Below are 15639 nucleotides of genomic sequence, written 5' to 3'. Positions count from 1 at the left end.
GCGCAAAACCTGACAACCTGAACGGGATTGATATGTGTCAAGGTTTGCTTCAACTATCGAGATAAATAACTAAAAAAGAGTTGTAACCCTGGCGTCTTTTATTCAATTTATGTGGTGAATGTTTAATGCACTCGTATAAAAAAAACATATGTGCATTAAAATCAATACATTAAATAAATCAGGGGTTCTTTTTTGTGGCAAGTGCAAACAAACTTACGCTGTTTATCGTTATTTTCATGCTGTTGGGGATCCTTTCCGGCGCAGTGATCCATGCGTATGCCTCTCCGGGCACGATTACCGCATGGGCAGAAAATATCACGCTCTTTACCGACATGTTCTTACGACTGATTAAGATGGTGATTGCGCCATTAGTCTTCAGCACGCTGACGGTGGGGATTATGCGTCTGGGAGAAACCGCGACTATCGGACGAGTAGGCGGCAAGGCGATGGTGTGGTTCATCACTTCGTCGATCCTCTCTATTCTGGTCGGGCTGGTGATTGTGACCATTGAACATCCCGGCGCGGGCTTAAACCTGGCGATTCCGAAAGAGTCGGTTGATACCGGCCTCGCGGTCAGCGGAATGAGCTTGAAAGGATTCCTGTCTCACACCATCCCGACCAGCATTACCGAGGCGATGGCGAACAACGAAATTCTGCAAATCGTAGTGTTCTCGATGTTCTTCGGCATTGCCGGGGCCTCGTTGGGGGAAAAATTCAACGCGCCGCTGGTCGCTGCGCTGAATGTCGTCTCGCATATCATGCTCAAGGTCACCGGATATGTGATGTACGTGGCGCCGTTAGCGATTTTTGCCGCGATCTCGTCGGTTATCGCCTCACAGGGGATGGGCATTCTGCTTAACTATGCCTCCTTTATTGGCGGCTACTATGTGGCGGTGCTGCTTACCAGCGCGGCGCTGCTGGCGGTGGGCTATATGGTGCTGAAAAAAGAGGTTTTCCGCCTGCTCAATATGCTCAAAGATCCGGTGCTGGTGGCCTTTACCACCAGCAGCTCGGAAGCGGCGTATCCGAAGACGCTGGAGCGGCTGGTCAGCTTTGGCTGCTCGCGCAACATCGTCTCCTTCGTGCTGCCTATTGGCTACTCCTTTAACCTGGTGGGGTCGATGGTCTACTGCTCGTTCGCCTCAATGTTTATTGCCCAGGCTTATAATATCCAGCTGAGTTTTAGCGAAATTACCGTCATGATGCTGACGTTGATGCTGGCTTCAAAAGGGATTGCCGGGGTTCCCCGTTCCGCGCTGGTGGTACTTGCCGCCACGATCCCGAGTTTCAATATTCCCGTCGCCGGGATTTTGTTGCTGATGGGCATCGACCATTTCCTTGATATGGGCCGTTCGGCGATCAATGTGCTGGGCAATGGCATTGCTACGGCGATGCTGTCGAAAAACGAAGGGCTGTTAGAGGAAGAGGAGCCGGAAGCGGAGCCTCAGCAGGCGCAGGCCTGATAGCTCAACGCCCTCTTCGCGGGGGGCGTATTTTCCGCCGGTTGCGGAAAAAGAGGCCCCCAACAGGCACGCAAGGGGCAATGTGACGAAAGAATATCACCCGCGATTAACGTCTTATTTTCATGGTACAAAAATACGCGGCAGTATCTTTATACCCGGGTGTGGGATAATTTTACCGGTTAATTGCGCGGCATGAGAAGTTATTTCCCGCTTATAAGATTGTTTTCAGAACGGATAACCTGAGCAACCCGGCGAATTCCGAATTTTCACTGTTTTTAATCCTGTCCCGTATCGCGCTGATTGATCTTAGCCGCGCTCTTTTAACACGCTAATGAACTGAAAGAAGTCATGATGATTATTCAGCCCATATTTTTCCATGATCTGGTTCTTATGATAAATAACGGTCTTCGGGCTAATCTGGTGCAGTGCGGAAATTTTACCAATATCAAAACCATTCATCAGACCATGGGCAACGACGACCTGCGAAGGCGACAGGCTTTTGTGCGGGCAGTTGGCGCATATTGATGCTGAATCGACCGCCCGTTTTGATTCCGGCTGTTCATTCTTCTTTAGCGCCCTGGCAATAATTTCACGCAGGCTGTCAATATTGACCGCTTTGACCGGAACGAAGGTAACGTCTTTCAGGCAATTGACGATCCGCGTTTTTTCCGGCAGCTCATCATAACTATGCAAAATGATGACCGAACTGTTTTGTTTACGGTTTTTAATACTGGTATTACAGAGATGAATCTCACCCGGGAGAATCTCAGCGATGATAATGTCCGCAGCGGACAATTCGCTTGAGTGACCGCTAAACCCGATGGTCAGGTCGTCGCAGGTCCGGGTGAGATCGTTGACAATTGCCATTAGCGACGCCCTGAGGAAGGTGTTTCGGCTGATAATCGCGATGCTTATTTTTCTCATGGCGTGACTTTCCGGCGGCATCAACATAATACCATGCTGCGAGTAACCTTTCTGGCGTTTACGGCAATTGCCGTGAATCGGGAATATCGTATTTGATGAACGGAAAATGGCCTTTCATCAACACGACGGGAGAGGCAGAAGCTCTGCCATGATTATTTCCTTCGCATTTTTCGGTCGGCGAAGGGGATTTTCTGTTTTCTTCTGTCTTTTATGTAAGAAATAAAGCTATAAACGGAGATGCCGAAGAAAAACAGGCATAGCAATAAAGCCAGCCACGTTTGCAAAGCCATAATGGATCATCCTTAACTGAGTTTTGTGCTGTGATAAATATGCATCAGCGCGAACGCCAATATTATTATTCTGTTATTCCGCGTGAAGCTGCTGCTGTCGTCGCGGCGTCTGCCGCGTAAAATTTTCGCGCGACATCGCCGCCTGGAACCCAACCCTGGCAGAGTGAAACCCGGCCTGTCCGCAAGATGGCTAGTACGAAAGGGCGGGCGCGGTTCCCCTCTCGTCGCATGGCTAATTTTGGGCGCTACCGTTGCGGTATAAGGTCAATGTAAGAAAATTCTTAATGTACTGTCAGTCTCATTTCTCTCATTTCTCTCAAAAAATGAGAAAAATTAACAACAATAGCAAAGTAAATAACGTATGGATGATCGAGCTGGCGGAGAATGCCTCTCGCCGGTCGTATGACGGCGGTGAGGACCCTCAGGGAATAAACGCCAGACCTTTGCCAAAAATGGCCCGGATGGGCAAGGTCATACCGTGTAGCCTCGCCTTGTTGCGCAGCCGGCTGATCACCACGTCAATGCGGTGCAGTTCCGCCTCATCTTCATCGGGGAAAAGATAGGCGTGCAGATCGACCTTGCGACAGACTTCGCTGGGGTTACGCATTAAGCGCGCTATCAGCCGGTGCTCTTGCTGGGTCAGCGGCAGCGAGATGCCGGACGGCGCCAACAGGCTTTCCGGCTGCAGTACCCAGGAGGAAGAGGCGGCCTTCTCGTCGACGGGGGCCGCGACAGGGGGGGCGGGGGTTTGCTGCACAATCCGGGCGCCCAGCGAATCAATGGTCTCCGCCAGAACGGAAAAATTCACCGGCTTGATGAGATAGAAGTCTGCGCCAAGATTGAACGCCTGCAGCTTATCCTGCTCATGCCCTCTGGCCGTCATGACGATCAGCCCGTACTCGCCAATCTCATGCAGATACTCCAGAACGCTGAAGCCGTCTTCGCCGGGCAAGCCAATATCAACCAGCACAATGTCTACCGGATCGCGATGCAGCTGCCGCCAGAACGCTTCCGCGCTGTGTACGCCCCATGCGCTGAAGCCGCGAAAGCGCAGGAAGGCCAGCAGTTCATCAAGGAGATCGGCGCTATCTTCGATGATGGCGACGCGTAATGTCATGATTTACCCTTTTGCTGTGGTGGGGCATCCTGGGGAAGCGTGAGCGTAAATTCGCATCCCGTCGGACCGTTTACTGCCAGCCAAAGCTCACCGCCGTGAGCCTGGATGATTTGTCGGGCGACATACAGCCCAAGACCGGTGCCAACCGGCGTCGCGGTGCAGACGACGCCGCGCCGGTAACGCTCAAAAATCTGGTCAACATGATCAAGGGCAATCCCGGGCCCGTGGTCACGAATGCCGATTTCGCAGCGCTCCGCCTGCGGGCGAATGGCGATCGCAATCTCGCCGGACGGCGTGTACTTCACCGCATTGTCCAGGAGGTTGGCCAGCGCAATGCACAGCAGTGCGCTGTCGGCAAACAGCGGCGGCGAACGGGTCGTCGAGTCGACCCTGTGCCCGTCCAGCGTGATAGTCAGATAATGATTGGCCGAGAGTTCAACGACGGTGGCCGCCATGCGGATAACCGAGAGCAGATCGGCGTTTTGTTTATCCACATGCAGCGCACTGGAGGAGAGCCGGGCATCGGCCAGACAATTATCGGTTAACTGAACCAGGCGTGTGGTGGCGCGCTGCATGCGCTCCAGGCGCGGCCGTTGCGCCGGTTCCGGGGAGCACAGACGCAGGTTCTCCAGCGCGGCCTGGATAACCGAGAGCGGCGTTCGGAATTCATGTGCCACCATGCCCATAAACTGACGTTGATGAAAGCTTGCTTCGCGCTCGATCCGCAGTTCGCGCGTCAGCTGTTGTTTTTGCACCAGCCTGCGGTTTTCGGCCCGTACGCGCAGGACCGCAATAATCAGCACGGCGATGATATGTACAATCAGCGCGTACTGCCAGATGGAGTAAATCGCGTTGTGAAAGGGAATGATGCCATGGATCGATAACAGTGCCAGCGCGGTGGCAACAACATACGCCGGCGGGAGCAGCCCCAACAGGAATGTATTCCAGTCAATGGCTTTTCGTCGCCAGAGCGCCCATGAGGTCACCAGCAGCACGGGGGCGGCGACAAAGAAGATCCCCGCCTCAATTTGCATAGCCAGTCCGTAAAAGTCCAGTGGAATGCTGGCGAGGAGGAGCATATTTAAACCGATAGCCGCGACGAGTATCCGCTGTAAGCGCGGCATATTGTTCTTAAGATCAAACACCTCGCTATGCAGCCACAGCGCTGTAGCGTAACTGAGCAGCGACAGGTAGCTGATCATCGCGTCCTGGATCCGGAGAACGGCGTTGCCGAAAAACCACTCCGGGTAGCCGTGCAGAGCGGCCACCAGCGGATAGTTGAGGGAAAACAGGCAGATCCCCCACAGTAAACGGCGGCGCAATAAAACGGCGAGCCACAGAGCGACGCCGCTGGCAATCACCGCCAGGCCAAAGTAAAAGCTCCAGAATGCGGTATCCCGGGTCGCGGACTGGAGAAACTCCTGCGGCGAAGAGAGTGTGCTCAGCAGCAGCAGGGTGCTGCTACTCTGAATGCGGAACACCACGTCGTAACCTGTCGCCGCCGGGGGCGGCGGCAAAATCAGGACGCTTTCACGATAGTCAAGATCGCTCTCCCTGGCCGATGAACGGTCGCCAAACTCTTTTTTAATCCATGGCCCGCCTTGCGCTGAAGGGCGGTAGAAAACGCTGAAATGATCGATAAAGGAGGGGCCGAGCTGAAGCCAGCGCTGCTCCCCGCTGAAGTACGCCGCCGGTAACGAAGCTTTGAGCCAGTAAACTTTTGACGAGTAGCCAAATGAGGGAATGCGTTGCGCGGTAGTCAGCGCACTCGCGGGTAAAGCGATAAATTCATCTACCGTCATCTTGCCGGTGGCGTCGGCATACCCATGGACGGGAATATCAATGCCAAACTGGCGCACCTGGGCATGAAGCGGCCCGGACATCTGGAAGAAAATAAACAGGCCGCAACACAGCCGAAAAGTGGCGCGGAGCCAGCCCGCCGCCCGAGCAGAATGAATAACAGCGCACACGTGATTCAATCACTCCCCCTTGTGGCATCTCTTACGATATGAGTTCGATTTAAATAGTCAGCGCGTTTATAACCCGCATCGCCAATCCTCCCTGATTCTAGGAAAATTCTTAGGTCCGGACGGTGAGGCATTTTGCTGACGTGCGCGAGATTATTCCAGCCTTATCTGTCATGCGCGATACTGGCCAGACCTGCGCCGCTAAAGGCAACAAACCGAATAGCGGTGGCGGCATCGGTATACCACAGCGCGGTGAACCGGAGGATACGATTTTGTGATAGTTCGATTTTGTGATAGCGGGCGGGCGGGTCTGACGGATTAAAAAAGTTCTGCACGCTATGTCGTGAAAAACAGGTGCAGGACTTTTTAGCGATCAATGTCGGCTGACGTGTATTTAACGCGATGAATATTATTCAGCCTGAAGCAGCGGGGTTAAAAAGTGCGCCGCTTTCATGGCGCCATTCGTGGTGATGGTGTGACCGACGCCGGGCTCGAAGTAGGTATCGACATCCACGCCGAGGGCGGCGAGTTTGCGCGCTGCGTTTACGCTCTCGGTCTGACTGATGACCGGATCGTTACTGCCGTGGACCAGCAGCGCGGGCGTGCCATAAACCGGCTGCCAGGGCTGCGGGGAGGCAAGGCGTCCGGAAAAGGAGATGACCGCGGCGAGCGGCAGATGTCCGCTGACCAGCGCATCCAACGACATAATCGCCCCCTGGGAGAAGCCCGCGAGGATCAGCCGATCTTCATCAGGGGAAATATGATGCTTGTCCATCACCTCTTCAAGGGTGCGGTTGAAGGCGCCGCGCGCGCTGGCGATACGTTCAGCGCGCGACGCTTCGCTGATGCCGTTGACGCTGAACCATTGATAACCCGGCCCCATATCAAACGCGTCTGGGCCGTCAGGCGTGGCGACCATCACCTCCGGTAGATTCTGACGCCAGAAATGGCCCAGCCCTTGTAAATCTTCGCCGCGGCTACCGACGCCGTGGAGCAAAATAATCAGTGTCTTGTTCATTGCGACTCGCTTAAAGTCCGTAGCGGCTCAGGTCTGGCCCTGCCGGTACAATACCGTTGGGGTTCAGCGCCTTAATGGAATAATAGCCCTGCTTAATATGATCGAGACTGACCGTTTCACGAATACCCGGAACTGCCAGCAGATCGCGTACATAGCGGTCAATATTGTGGTAGGCCGTCAGGGGACGGAGATTACATTTAAACAGGCCGTGGTAGGCGGCATCGAAACGAATCAGGGTCACGAACAGGCGAATATCCGCCTCGGTCAACGCCTCGCCGCACAGGTAGCTGCGGGTGGCGAGGCGCTGCTCCAGCCTATCGAGCATTGAGAAGACATCGCTTACGGCGTCCTGATAGCTCTCCTGGGTCGTGGCAAACCCGGCGCGATAGACGCCGTTGTTGAGCTGCGGATAAATTTCGGCATTGAGCCCGTCAATCTCTTCGCGCAGCGCCTGCGGGTACAGATCGATATCGTGACGGGCCAGTTCGCCAAAGCCGCTGTTCAACATCCGTACGATATCGGCAGACTCGTTGTTGACGATGGTCCCGGTGTGTTTATCCCACAGCACCGGGACCGTGGCGCGCCCGGTAAAGTGGGGATCGGCCAGGGTATACAGCTGATGAACCCATTCGGCGTTATTCAGCGTATCGCGGTCAGCGCCAGGGTAGTCGCCAAAATGCCAGCCTTCATTCAGCAGCCAGGGCTCGACGACCGATACGCTGACCACCGCCTCCAGCCCTTTGAGTTTACGGGCAATCAGCGTGCGGGAGGCCCACGGGCAAATCAGCGCGACGTACAGATGATAACGGTCGGGTTCGGCGACAAATCCGCCGTCACCGGTGATGCCGGGGGCGCCATCCGGCGTGACCCAGTGGCGAAAACTGGAGGTCTGACGCACGAAACCGCCCCGACTATCCGTTGCCTGTACCGGGTGCCAGTCGGCGGTCCATTTTCCATCGATGAGCATAGCGACCTCGTTAACGTTTTGCCGACGTTGGTTTTAACGCATATTTACCATCCCCGGTCAGCGCCAGGACGAGCAGGCCGACAATCCACAATGCCGGGAATTCCCAGCCGCCGTTGGGGTTGGTAAAGAAGAAGCCTGCCGGGCCGTGAACGGTGAAAATCGCGCCCAATAAAATGGGGATCAGCACCACGGCGACGATACGGGTATAAATTCCCAGAATCAGGGCGATGGCGCCGAAGAATTCAACGGCCATGGTGATATAGGCCAGCCAGCCGGGAAGGCCGAGCGAGACGAAAAACCTGGCGGTTCCGGCGGGGGTGAAGGCGAAAAACTTGAGACTAAAATGCGCGAGGAAAAGAATACCGAGCGCAAGGCGCATGACCAGGGCAGCATAAGGGGTGGTGCGTTGATCGAACATGGTGGAGTCCTCATTTTCAGTTGACTGAAGGACTGTACACTATTTCTTTTTTGTGGATTATCCCGTTAAAACGCGCATATTTATTTCTATATTGGAAATAATAAGGCTTAATACTTCACCCGTTCTTGCGCGGCGGAAAAGATATCCACCAGAAAATCGATCATCACCCGTGATTTATGCGCCAGATAGCGCGCGGGCGGAAACACGGCGAACAGCGCCAGCGGCGGCGCTTCATAAGCGGCCAGCACCGGCACAACCTGGCGCTCATCCAGCGCTTTGCGGGCAATAAAAAACGGCAAGCGCGCGATCCCGAGCCCGGCGCAGGCGGCGGCAAGGCAAATTTCGGCATTGGAAAATTTCATCTTTCCGCGCACCGGCTGGGAATGCAGCTGTTGCTGCTGATCGAGAAACGGCCAGTGCCAGGGATCGCGAAAGTTAGTATCGACAATCAAATCGTGCTGGCTAAGCGCTTCCCAGCTTTGCGGTTCGCCCCGCTGGGCCAGGTATTCCGGCGAGGCAATCACCACGCTGCGTACGGGGCAAAGGCGACGGGCGAACAGGGTGCTGTCGGTTAAATTGCCGATCCGCAGGGCCAGATCGAAACCCTCATCGACAACGTTCACCAGCCGGTCGGAAAAACTGACATCCAGTTCAATATCCGGATAGCGGCGGGCAAAGGTCACCAGGTGAGGGGCCAGCTGCGTGGTGCCAAAGGTGACGGGGGCGGAGATACGCAGCTGCCCGGCAGGGGCGTTGGAGATGTTGCGGACCGAGTCGTTGAGCTCATCGAAATCAATCAATAGCTGGCGGATACGCTCATAATAGGCGAGGCCAACATCGGTTGGCGTCAGCGAGCGGGTACTGCGTCTGAGCAGGTGTACGCCAAGGTCGCTTTCGAGACGGGAGATGAGTTTTGAGGCCTGGCCGTGGCTCGTACCGCAGCGCTGTGCGGCGAGCGTAAAACTGCCCGTTTCCATTACCGCGACAAACATCCGATCGCAATCCAGCCGTTCCATTCAGGCACCCTTTGTAGTGTGAAAGCGCCATTATAGCAAAGGGCGGCGGAGATCCGGGCGTTTCGCGGAGAGCGACGGCTGAGCTGCCTGCCGGGGGACGCCGCCCCCGGCATCCATCAACGAAAGACGACCTGCGCCCAGCGGGCCAGACCGGCGGTCACGGAGCCAAAATCATCGCCGCCGGCGATCGGGATACCCGGCAGGTGGGCCGCCAGCGCTTTCTTAATCAGCGGTGAGCGGGCGCTCCCCCCGGTCAGGTAGATCACATCCGGTGTTTCGCGGCTGTTGTCCAGCGCCAGCTGAACCTGCTCCATAATACGCGTTAGCGGCTGATTCAGCGCGGCTTCCAGCCCCTGCTGGCTGATAGCCGCGGCCAGTTCATTGCCGATAAACGGCAGTCCGGTGGTCACCTGCTCCTGCGCGGAGAGGGCGATTTTACTCTCCTCGGCACTGCGCACCAGGCGGTAGCTCAGGCGCTGGCGCCAGACTTTCAGCAGCAGCGCGACTTTATCGCCGTCGCGGGCATCGCGCAGGAGATCATTGAGCAAGCGACCGTTGGCGCTGCTGTAGAAATCGGTTTGCGCCGGTACATCGTTGATAGCGACGGCGTTCCACCACGGCAGCACCGGTAAGGCGATCCCTTTTTCCGTTTCGCCGCCCATCCCCAGCAGCGGCATCAGGCATTTAAACGCCAGGGCGATGTCGAGATCGTTCCCGCCGACGCGACAGCCGCTGTGGCCGAGTAAACTTTGCTGGCGATCGGCTTTCTGCCGCCACTGCGGCCCCATCAGCAGCAGCGAACAGTCGGTGGTGCCGCCGCCGATATCGACCACCAGCACGCGTTGTTCTTCTTTGAGCGTTGCTTCGAAATCCAGCCCGGCGGCAACCGGCTCAAACTGGAAAACGACGTCGCGGAAACCGGCGCGCTTCGCCGCGCGCTCAAGGATCCCCTGCGCCTGGGCGTTGGCGTCATCGCCGCCGAGCCCCTGGAAGTTGATCGGTCGGCCAATCACCGCCTGGTCAATGGTTTCCGGCAACTGCGTCTGCGCCTGCTGCTTAATATGCAGCATCATGGCGCACACCAGATCTTCAAACAGCGCGACCTGCTGCGGCTTCAGGCCGCTGGCGCCGAGGAACGATTTCGGGGATTTAACGAAGTAGACTTCTTGCGGATCGTCGACATATTGATGCAGCGAGGCCAGACCAAACTGGACGCTGTTGTCGAGGACGTCGATGTCTTCATCGCGGTTATAGTTGATGGCGCGACGCAGCAACGCCTGGTTTTCATCGCCGTTGGTCGGCACGTCATGATGGCGATAGAGCCATTCGCTGACCGCTTCGCGGGTTGGTGCCGACAGCATTGACGGCAGCAGCTTGCTGCCGTTTTCCAGCGTTAACAAGTGCGGAAGATTATCGCGCATTACGGCAACCGAGCAGTTGGCGGTGCCGTAGTCAAAACCAATAAACATGACCTGAAAAATCCCCATGCCAGTGAAGAAGGGGGGCGACTTTAGCGGATTGCCGCCACGGCGACAACAGGAATTTAAAAGCAAGGTAGCCCGGACGTGGAGGGTCTATCATTGAGGCAATTCAAGAAGGAGAAATGATGACGCTGTTACCCTGGCACTCCCCCTACGACCCGCAATGGATATTCGGTTTTCTACGCGCCCGTGCGGTGGCGGGTATTGAAACGTTCAGCGAGGAGCGTTACACCCGCAGTTTTTCTCTGGCGGGCCATCGCGGCCTGATCACGGTTGAGCCCGATCTGGCGGCGCAGGGATTACGCGTGACCTTATCTGACGGCCTGCTGCCGGTGGCCGCTGCGTGCCACGCCCGGGTGGCGCGCCTGTTTGATTTAGCCTGTGACCCGCATCAGGTGGCCCGGACGCTGGGCGCGCTGGCCAGCGCGCGTCCGGGGCTGCGCCTGCCGGGATCGCTGGATGCCTTTGAGCAAGGGGTGCGCGCGATACTGGGGCAACTGGTCAGCGTGGCGATGGCGGCGAAGCTGACGGCAAAAGTGGCGGCGGCTTACGGCGAACCGCTGGCGGAGGCACCGGAATACAGACTCTTTCCGCAACCGCACACCCTGGCGCAAGCGGATCCGTTAGCGCTTAAAGCCGTGGGCATGTCGCGGCAACGCGCTGAGGCCCTTATCCATCTGGCGCAGGCGGCGGTTGACGGTCAGTTGCCGCTGGAGGCGCCGGACGACATTGAGGCGGCGATGAAACAGCTGCAAACGCTGCCCGGTATCGGCCGCTGGACCGCCAGCTATTTTGCCCTGCGCGGCTGGCAGGCGAAGGACATTTTTCTGGCGGATGATTACCTGATTAAGCAGCGGTTCAGCGGTATGACTCCGGCGCGTATTGCGCGTTACGCCAGCCGCTGGCAGCCGTGGCGTTCTTATGCGCTGTTGCATATCTGGTATAGCGAAGGATGGGCGCCGACTGAGGAATAGCCATGCGGGGCGCATATCACTGGTATCGACGCGCTGAAATCCCTATAATTGCCGCGTTTGACGGTCAAACGTCACCCTTCCAATACATGAAATTATTCGAGATGCGTCTCAAAACTGTTAGCGTTTTGAACAAACCCCACAGGGGCGAGGCGGCAGGCCGGGTCACGCGGGGGCAGCTCGAAGAGTTATGTGTATATACATCCAGGTTAATCAGGTCGCAAAAAAGTTATGACTGATACGTCTCATCAGTGCGTCATTATTGGTATCGCCGGCGCATCGGCTTCGGGAAAAAGTCTTATCGCCAGCACGCTGTATCGCGAATTGCGTGAACAGGTTGGTGATGAACATATTGGCGTTATTCCGGAAGACAGCTACTACAAAGATCAAAGTCATTTGTCGATGGAAGAGCGTGTTAAAACGAACTATGACCATCCCAGCTCGATGGATCACAGTTTACTGCTTCAGCATTTGCAGATGTTGAAAAGCGGCCAGCCGATTGAATTACCGGTCTACAGCTACGTTGAACATACGCGTATGCCGGAAACTATCCATATCGAACCCAAAAAAGTGATCATCCTCGAAGGGATTTTACTGCTGACCGATGTTCGCCTGCGCAATGAGCTGAACTTCTCTATCTTTGTTGATACGCCGCTGGATATCTGCCTGATGCGCCGCATCAAGCGCGATGTGAATGAACGCGGGCGCTCGATGGATTCGGTGATGGCGCAATATCAGAAAACGGTTCGTCCGATGTTCCTGCAGTTTATTGACCCTTCCAAGCAGTATGCCGACATTATTGTGCCTCGCGGCGGTAAAAACCGCATCGCGATTGATATTCTGAAGGCGAAAATCAGTCAGTTCTTTGAATAACACAGACGAATTGTGTAACGTGCAAAGAGAACCCAAATTGCCCTTAACCCCGGAAGGTGTGGGGGCGCGATGCCATAAAGGAGAGAGCTCATGCGTCTGTGCGACCGAGATATAGAAGCCTGGTTGGATGAGGGGCGGCTATCTATCAGCCCGCGCCCGCCCGTTGAACGTATTAACGGCGCGACCGTAGACGTTCGGCTGGGGAATAAATTTCGCACGTTTCGCGGCCACACGGCGCCCTTTATCGACCTGAGCGGGCCAAAAGCGGAAGTGACCGCGGCGCTGGATCGGGTGATGAGCGAAGAGATCGTGCTGCCGGAAGGCGAAGCCTTCTATCTGCATCCGGGAGAGCTGGCGCTGGCGGTGACCTACGAGTCGGTGACGCTGCCGGCCGATCTGGTTGGCTGGCTGGACGGTCGCTCCTCGCTGGCGCGGCTGGGATTGATGGTGCACGTCACCGCTCACCGTATCGATCCTGGCTGGTCAGGCTGCATCGTGCTTGAGTTCTTTAACTCCGGCAAGCTGCCGCTGGCGCTGCGTCCGGGGATGCCGATCGGCGCATTGAGTTTTGAACCGCTGTCAGGCCCTGCGGCACGGCCCTATAACCGCCGTGAAGACGCCAAATATCGCGACCAGCAGGGCGCGGTGGCGAGTCGAATCGACAAGGATTGATAACGTAAGCGGTGTACTGAGGGTGCCATGAGACGAATTCTGACGACGCTGATGATCTTGCTGGCGGTGGTTGTCGCCGGGCTGACCGCGTTGGTATTGCTGGTTAATCCCAACGATTTTCGCGCCTATATGGTGCATAAGGTGGCGGAACGTAGCGGTTATCAGCTTGAACTCGATGGCCCGTTGCGCTGGCACGTCTGGCCGCAGCTGAGTATTCTTTCCGGGCGCATGACGCTGACGGCGCCGGGCGCCGCTGAACCGGTGGTGCGTGCGGATAATATGCGTCTTGATGTCGCCCTGCTGCCGCTGATTTCCCATCAGCTGCAGGTCAAACAGGTGATGCTCAAGGGCGCGGTGATTCAGCTGACGCCGAAGACCGAAGCGGTACGCAGTCAGGATGCGCCGGTGGTTCCTCACGACAGTACGCTGCCTCTGGTGGCGGATGACAGCGGCTGGTCCTACGATGTGCGGCAGCTGCAGGTGGTGGACAGCGTCCTCTTTTTCCAGCATGAAGATGGCGAGCAGGTGACGGTACGCGATATTCGTCTGCAGATGGATCAGGATGAACATCAGCACGCGACGCTCGATTTTTCCGGGCGCATCAACCGCGACCAGCGCGATCTGGCGCTCTCTTTCTCCGCCGAGGTGCAGGGCGGCGACTATCCGCACTCTTTGCAGGCTGACATCTCGCGACTTAACTGGCAGCTGCGCGGCGCTGAGTTGCCGGCTGATGGTGTGAGCGGGCAGGGCAGTTTACAGGCGAACTGGCAGGAAGATGAGAAAAAGCTGAGCTTCGATAACCTCAATCTGACGGCGAACGGCAGCACGATTGCTGGCAACGCCAGCGTGATTTTAGGCGACCGGGCCGACTGGAATCTCAATCTTCATGCCACCACTCTTGACCTCGACAATCTGCTGTCGCACGGCTTGCCGGCGACGGATTCTGGCGCCAGCAAGCAGGGGCAAGGTCAGCAGAGGCGATTGCGCCCGGTGATTGCCGACAGCGATATCCAGGCAGATTACACTAGCCTGCGGGGATTTACCGCCCATCTGTCGCTGACGGCCGACCAGCTTCAGTGGCGCGGGATGACCTTTACCCAGGTGAAAAGCGACATCAGCAACCAGCTTGGGCTGCTGACGATCAATCAGCTTCAGGGCGAGCTGGATGGCGGGCTGATATCGTTGCCTGGCACCCTCGACGCGCGCGGGGAGACTCCGCAGGCCTCTTTCCAGCCGAAGCTGGATAACGTTGAGATCGCCACCATCCTGAAAGCCTTTAACTATTCGCTTAATCTGACCGGTAAGCTCTCCTTAACCGGGGATTTCTCCGGCGAAAGAATTGATGCCGACGATTTCCGTCGTCACTGGCAAGGGGATGCGCAGATACAGATGGCGAATCCTCGTACCGAAGGGCTGAACTTCCAGCAACTGGTGCAGCAGGCCGTTGAGCGCAGCACCAATGTGCAGGCGCAGGAAAATTACGACAACGCCACCCGCCTGGATTCTCTGAGCAGCGAGCTGCAGCTGGCGCAGGGGCAGGTCACGTTGCAAAGCCTGCAGGGGCAATCAGATTTGATGGCGCTGACCGGGCAGGGCGACCTGAATTTGCTGGACGAAGAGTGCGATATGCGCTTTAACGTACGCGTGCTGGGCGGCTGGAAAGGCGAAAGCAAGCTTATAGACAGACTCAAACAGACCTCGATTCCGCTGCGTATCTACGGCAAATGGCAAACGCTGAGCTATAGCCTGCAGGTCGACCAGTTGCTGCGTAAGCAGTTGCAGGATGAGGCCAGACAGCGGCTTAACGACTGGATTGAGCGCAATAAAAATACCCAGGACGGGAAAGACGTGAAGAAGCTGCTTGAAAAACGCTAACCACGGTGCGACCCGCCCGACCCGGATTACGGCGCTAACGCCTTATCCGGGCTACCAGGCTTCCGACCCGTAGCCCCGGTAAGCGCAGCGCCACCGGGGAAAGCAGCGGGGCTTACCACGATTGACCACGGTGCGAACCGCCGACCCGGATTGCGGCGCTAACGCCTTATCCGGGCTACCAGGCTTCCGATCCGTAGCCCCGGTAAGCGCAGCGCCACCGGGGGAGAGCAGCGGGGCTTACCACGATTGACAGCGGCGTGACCTGCCTGACCACGGTACGACCTGCCCGACCCGGATTGCGGCGCTAACGCCTTATCCGGGCTACCAGGCTTCCGACCCGTAGCCCCGGTAAGCGCAGCGCCACCGGGGAAAGCAGCGGGGCTTACCACGATTGACCACGGTACGACCTGCCGGGCCCACGATTGACCCGGTACGACCCGCCCGACCCGGATTGCGGCGCTAACGCCTTATCCGGGCTACCAGGCTTCCGACCGTAGCCCCGGTAAGCGCAGCGCCACCGGGGAGAGCAGCGGAGCAGCGGGGCTTACCACGATTGACAGCGGCGTGACCTGCCTGACCACGGTACG

Annotated in this window: 14 protein-coding genes; 5 read left to right on the top strand and 9 right to left on the bottom strand. The window is 56.9% G+C overall.

The features are described from left to right. Window positions 1-194 precede the first annotated feature (194 nt). Window positions 195-1463, top strand: coding sequence for a dicarboxylate/amino acid:cation symporter (locus tag CWM52_RS17315; RefSeq protein WP_100685230.1), 1269 nt, complete (start codon window positions 195-197; stop codon window positions 1461-1463). Window positions 1464-1769: 306 nt separating this feature from the next. On the opposite strand, the gene CWM52_RS17310 is transcribed toward CWM52_RS17315, so the two are convergent. From CWM52_RS17310 to yegD, 9 genes are all read right to left on the bottom strand, one after another. Further along, complete coding sequence (locus CWM52_RS17310; protein ID WP_100685275.1) at window positions 1770-2387, bottom strand: helix-turn-helix transcriptional regulator; 618 nt, start codon at window positions 2385-2387, stop codon at window positions 1770-1772. Between the two features lie 152 nt (window positions 2388-2539). After that, on the bottom strand, window positions 2540-2677 hold the full coding sequence (locus tag CWM52_RS26370; protein ID WP_141964235.1) for a small membrane protein: 138 nt from the start codon (window positions 2675-2677) through the stop codon (window positions 2540-2542). Between the two features lie 421 nt (window positions 2678-3098). After that, entirely contained in the window at window positions 3099-3794 is a 696-nt protein-coding gene (locus tag CWM52_RS17305) for a response regulator transcription factor (RefSeq protein WP_100685229.1), read from the bottom strand. Beyond that, window positions 3791-5773 carry an ATP-binding protein gene (locus CWM52_RS17300; RefSeq protein ID WP_416308813.1) on the bottom strand — a complete coding sequence of 661 codons (1983 nt, stop codon included), beginning with the start codon at window positions 5771-5773 and terminating at the stop codon, window positions 3791-3793. The genes CWM52_RS17305 and CWM52_RS17300 overlap by 4 nt, the downstream gene beginning before the upstream one ends. Window positions 5774-6170: 397 nt before the next feature. Continuing rightward, complete coding sequence (locus tag CWM52_RS17295) at window positions 6171-6779, bottom strand: alpha/beta hydrolase (RefSeq protein ID WP_100685228.1); 609 nt, start codon at window positions 6777-6779, stop codon at window positions 6171-6173. A gap of 10 nt (window positions 6780-6789) precedes the next feature. Beyond that, a complete protein-coding gene (locus CWM52_RS17290) occupies window positions 6790-7746 on the bottom strand; it encodes a glutathione S-transferase family protein (RefSeq protein WP_100685227.1) in 957 nt (318 codons plus the stop codon). A 10-nt stretch (window positions 7747-7756) separates the two neighbouring features. Beyond that, a complete protein-coding gene (locus CWM52_RS17285; protein WP_100685226.1) occupies window positions 7757-8164 on the bottom strand; it encodes a DoxX family protein in 408 nt (135 codons plus the stop codon). Between the two features lie 107 nt (window positions 8165-8271). Beyond that, the gene (locus tag CWM52_RS17280; RefSeq protein WP_100685225.1) at window positions 8272-9180 is read right to left on the bottom strand and encodes a LysR family transcriptional regulator; all 909 of its coding nucleotides are present in this window, start codon (window positions 9178-9180) and stop codon (window positions 8272-8274) included. A gap of 116 nt (window positions 9181-9296) precedes the next feature. Next, window positions 9297-10649 carry a molecular chaperone gene (gene yegD / locus CWM52_RS17275; protein WP_100685273.1) on the bottom strand — a complete coding sequence of 451 codons (1353 nt, stop codon included), beginning with the start codon at window positions 10647-10649 and terminating at the stop codon, window positions 9297-9299. A gap of 137 nt (window positions 10650-10786) precedes the next feature. Between yegD and alkA the strand changes: the two genes are divergently transcribed. The 4 genes from alkA (at window position 10787) to asmA (ending at window position 15052) form a co-directional block, all read left to right on the top strand. Continuing rightward, on the top strand, window positions 10787-11635 hold the full coding sequence (gene alkA / locus CWM52_RS17270; protein ID WP_100685224.1) for a DNA-3-methyladenine glycosylase 2: 849 nt from the start codon (window positions 10787-10789) through the stop codon (window positions 11633-11635). 228 nt (window positions 11636-11863) lie between these two features. Further along, complete coding sequence (gene udk / locus CWM52_RS17260; protein ID WP_100685222.1) at window positions 11864-12505, top strand: uridine kinase; 642 nt, start codon at window positions 11864-11866, stop codon at window positions 12503-12505. A 90-nt stretch (window positions 12506-12595) separates the two neighbouring features. Continuing rightward, on the top strand, window positions 12596-13177 hold the full coding sequence (dcd, locus tag CWM52_RS17255; protein ID WP_100685221.1) for a dCTP deaminase: 582 nt from the start codon (window positions 12596-12598) through the stop codon (window positions 13175-13177). 27 nt (window positions 13178-13204) lie between these two features. Beyond that, the gene (gene asmA, locus CWM52_RS17250) at window positions 13205-15052 is read left to right on the top strand and encodes an outer membrane assembly protein AsmA (RefSeq protein WP_100685220.1); all 1848 of its coding nucleotides are present in this window, start codon (window positions 13205-13207) and stop codon (window positions 15050-15052) included. Window positions 15053-15639: the final 587 nt, after the last annotated feature.

The sequence above is a fragment of the Raoultella sp. T31 genome (assembly GCF_002806725.1).
Taxonomy (GTDB): Bacteria; Pseudomonadota; Gammaproteobacteria; order Enterobacterales; family Enterobacteriaceae; genus Klebsiella; species Klebsiella electrica.
Note: the sequence above shows the minus strand (reverse complement) of the source record. Positions and strands in the feature narration are given on the sequence as shown.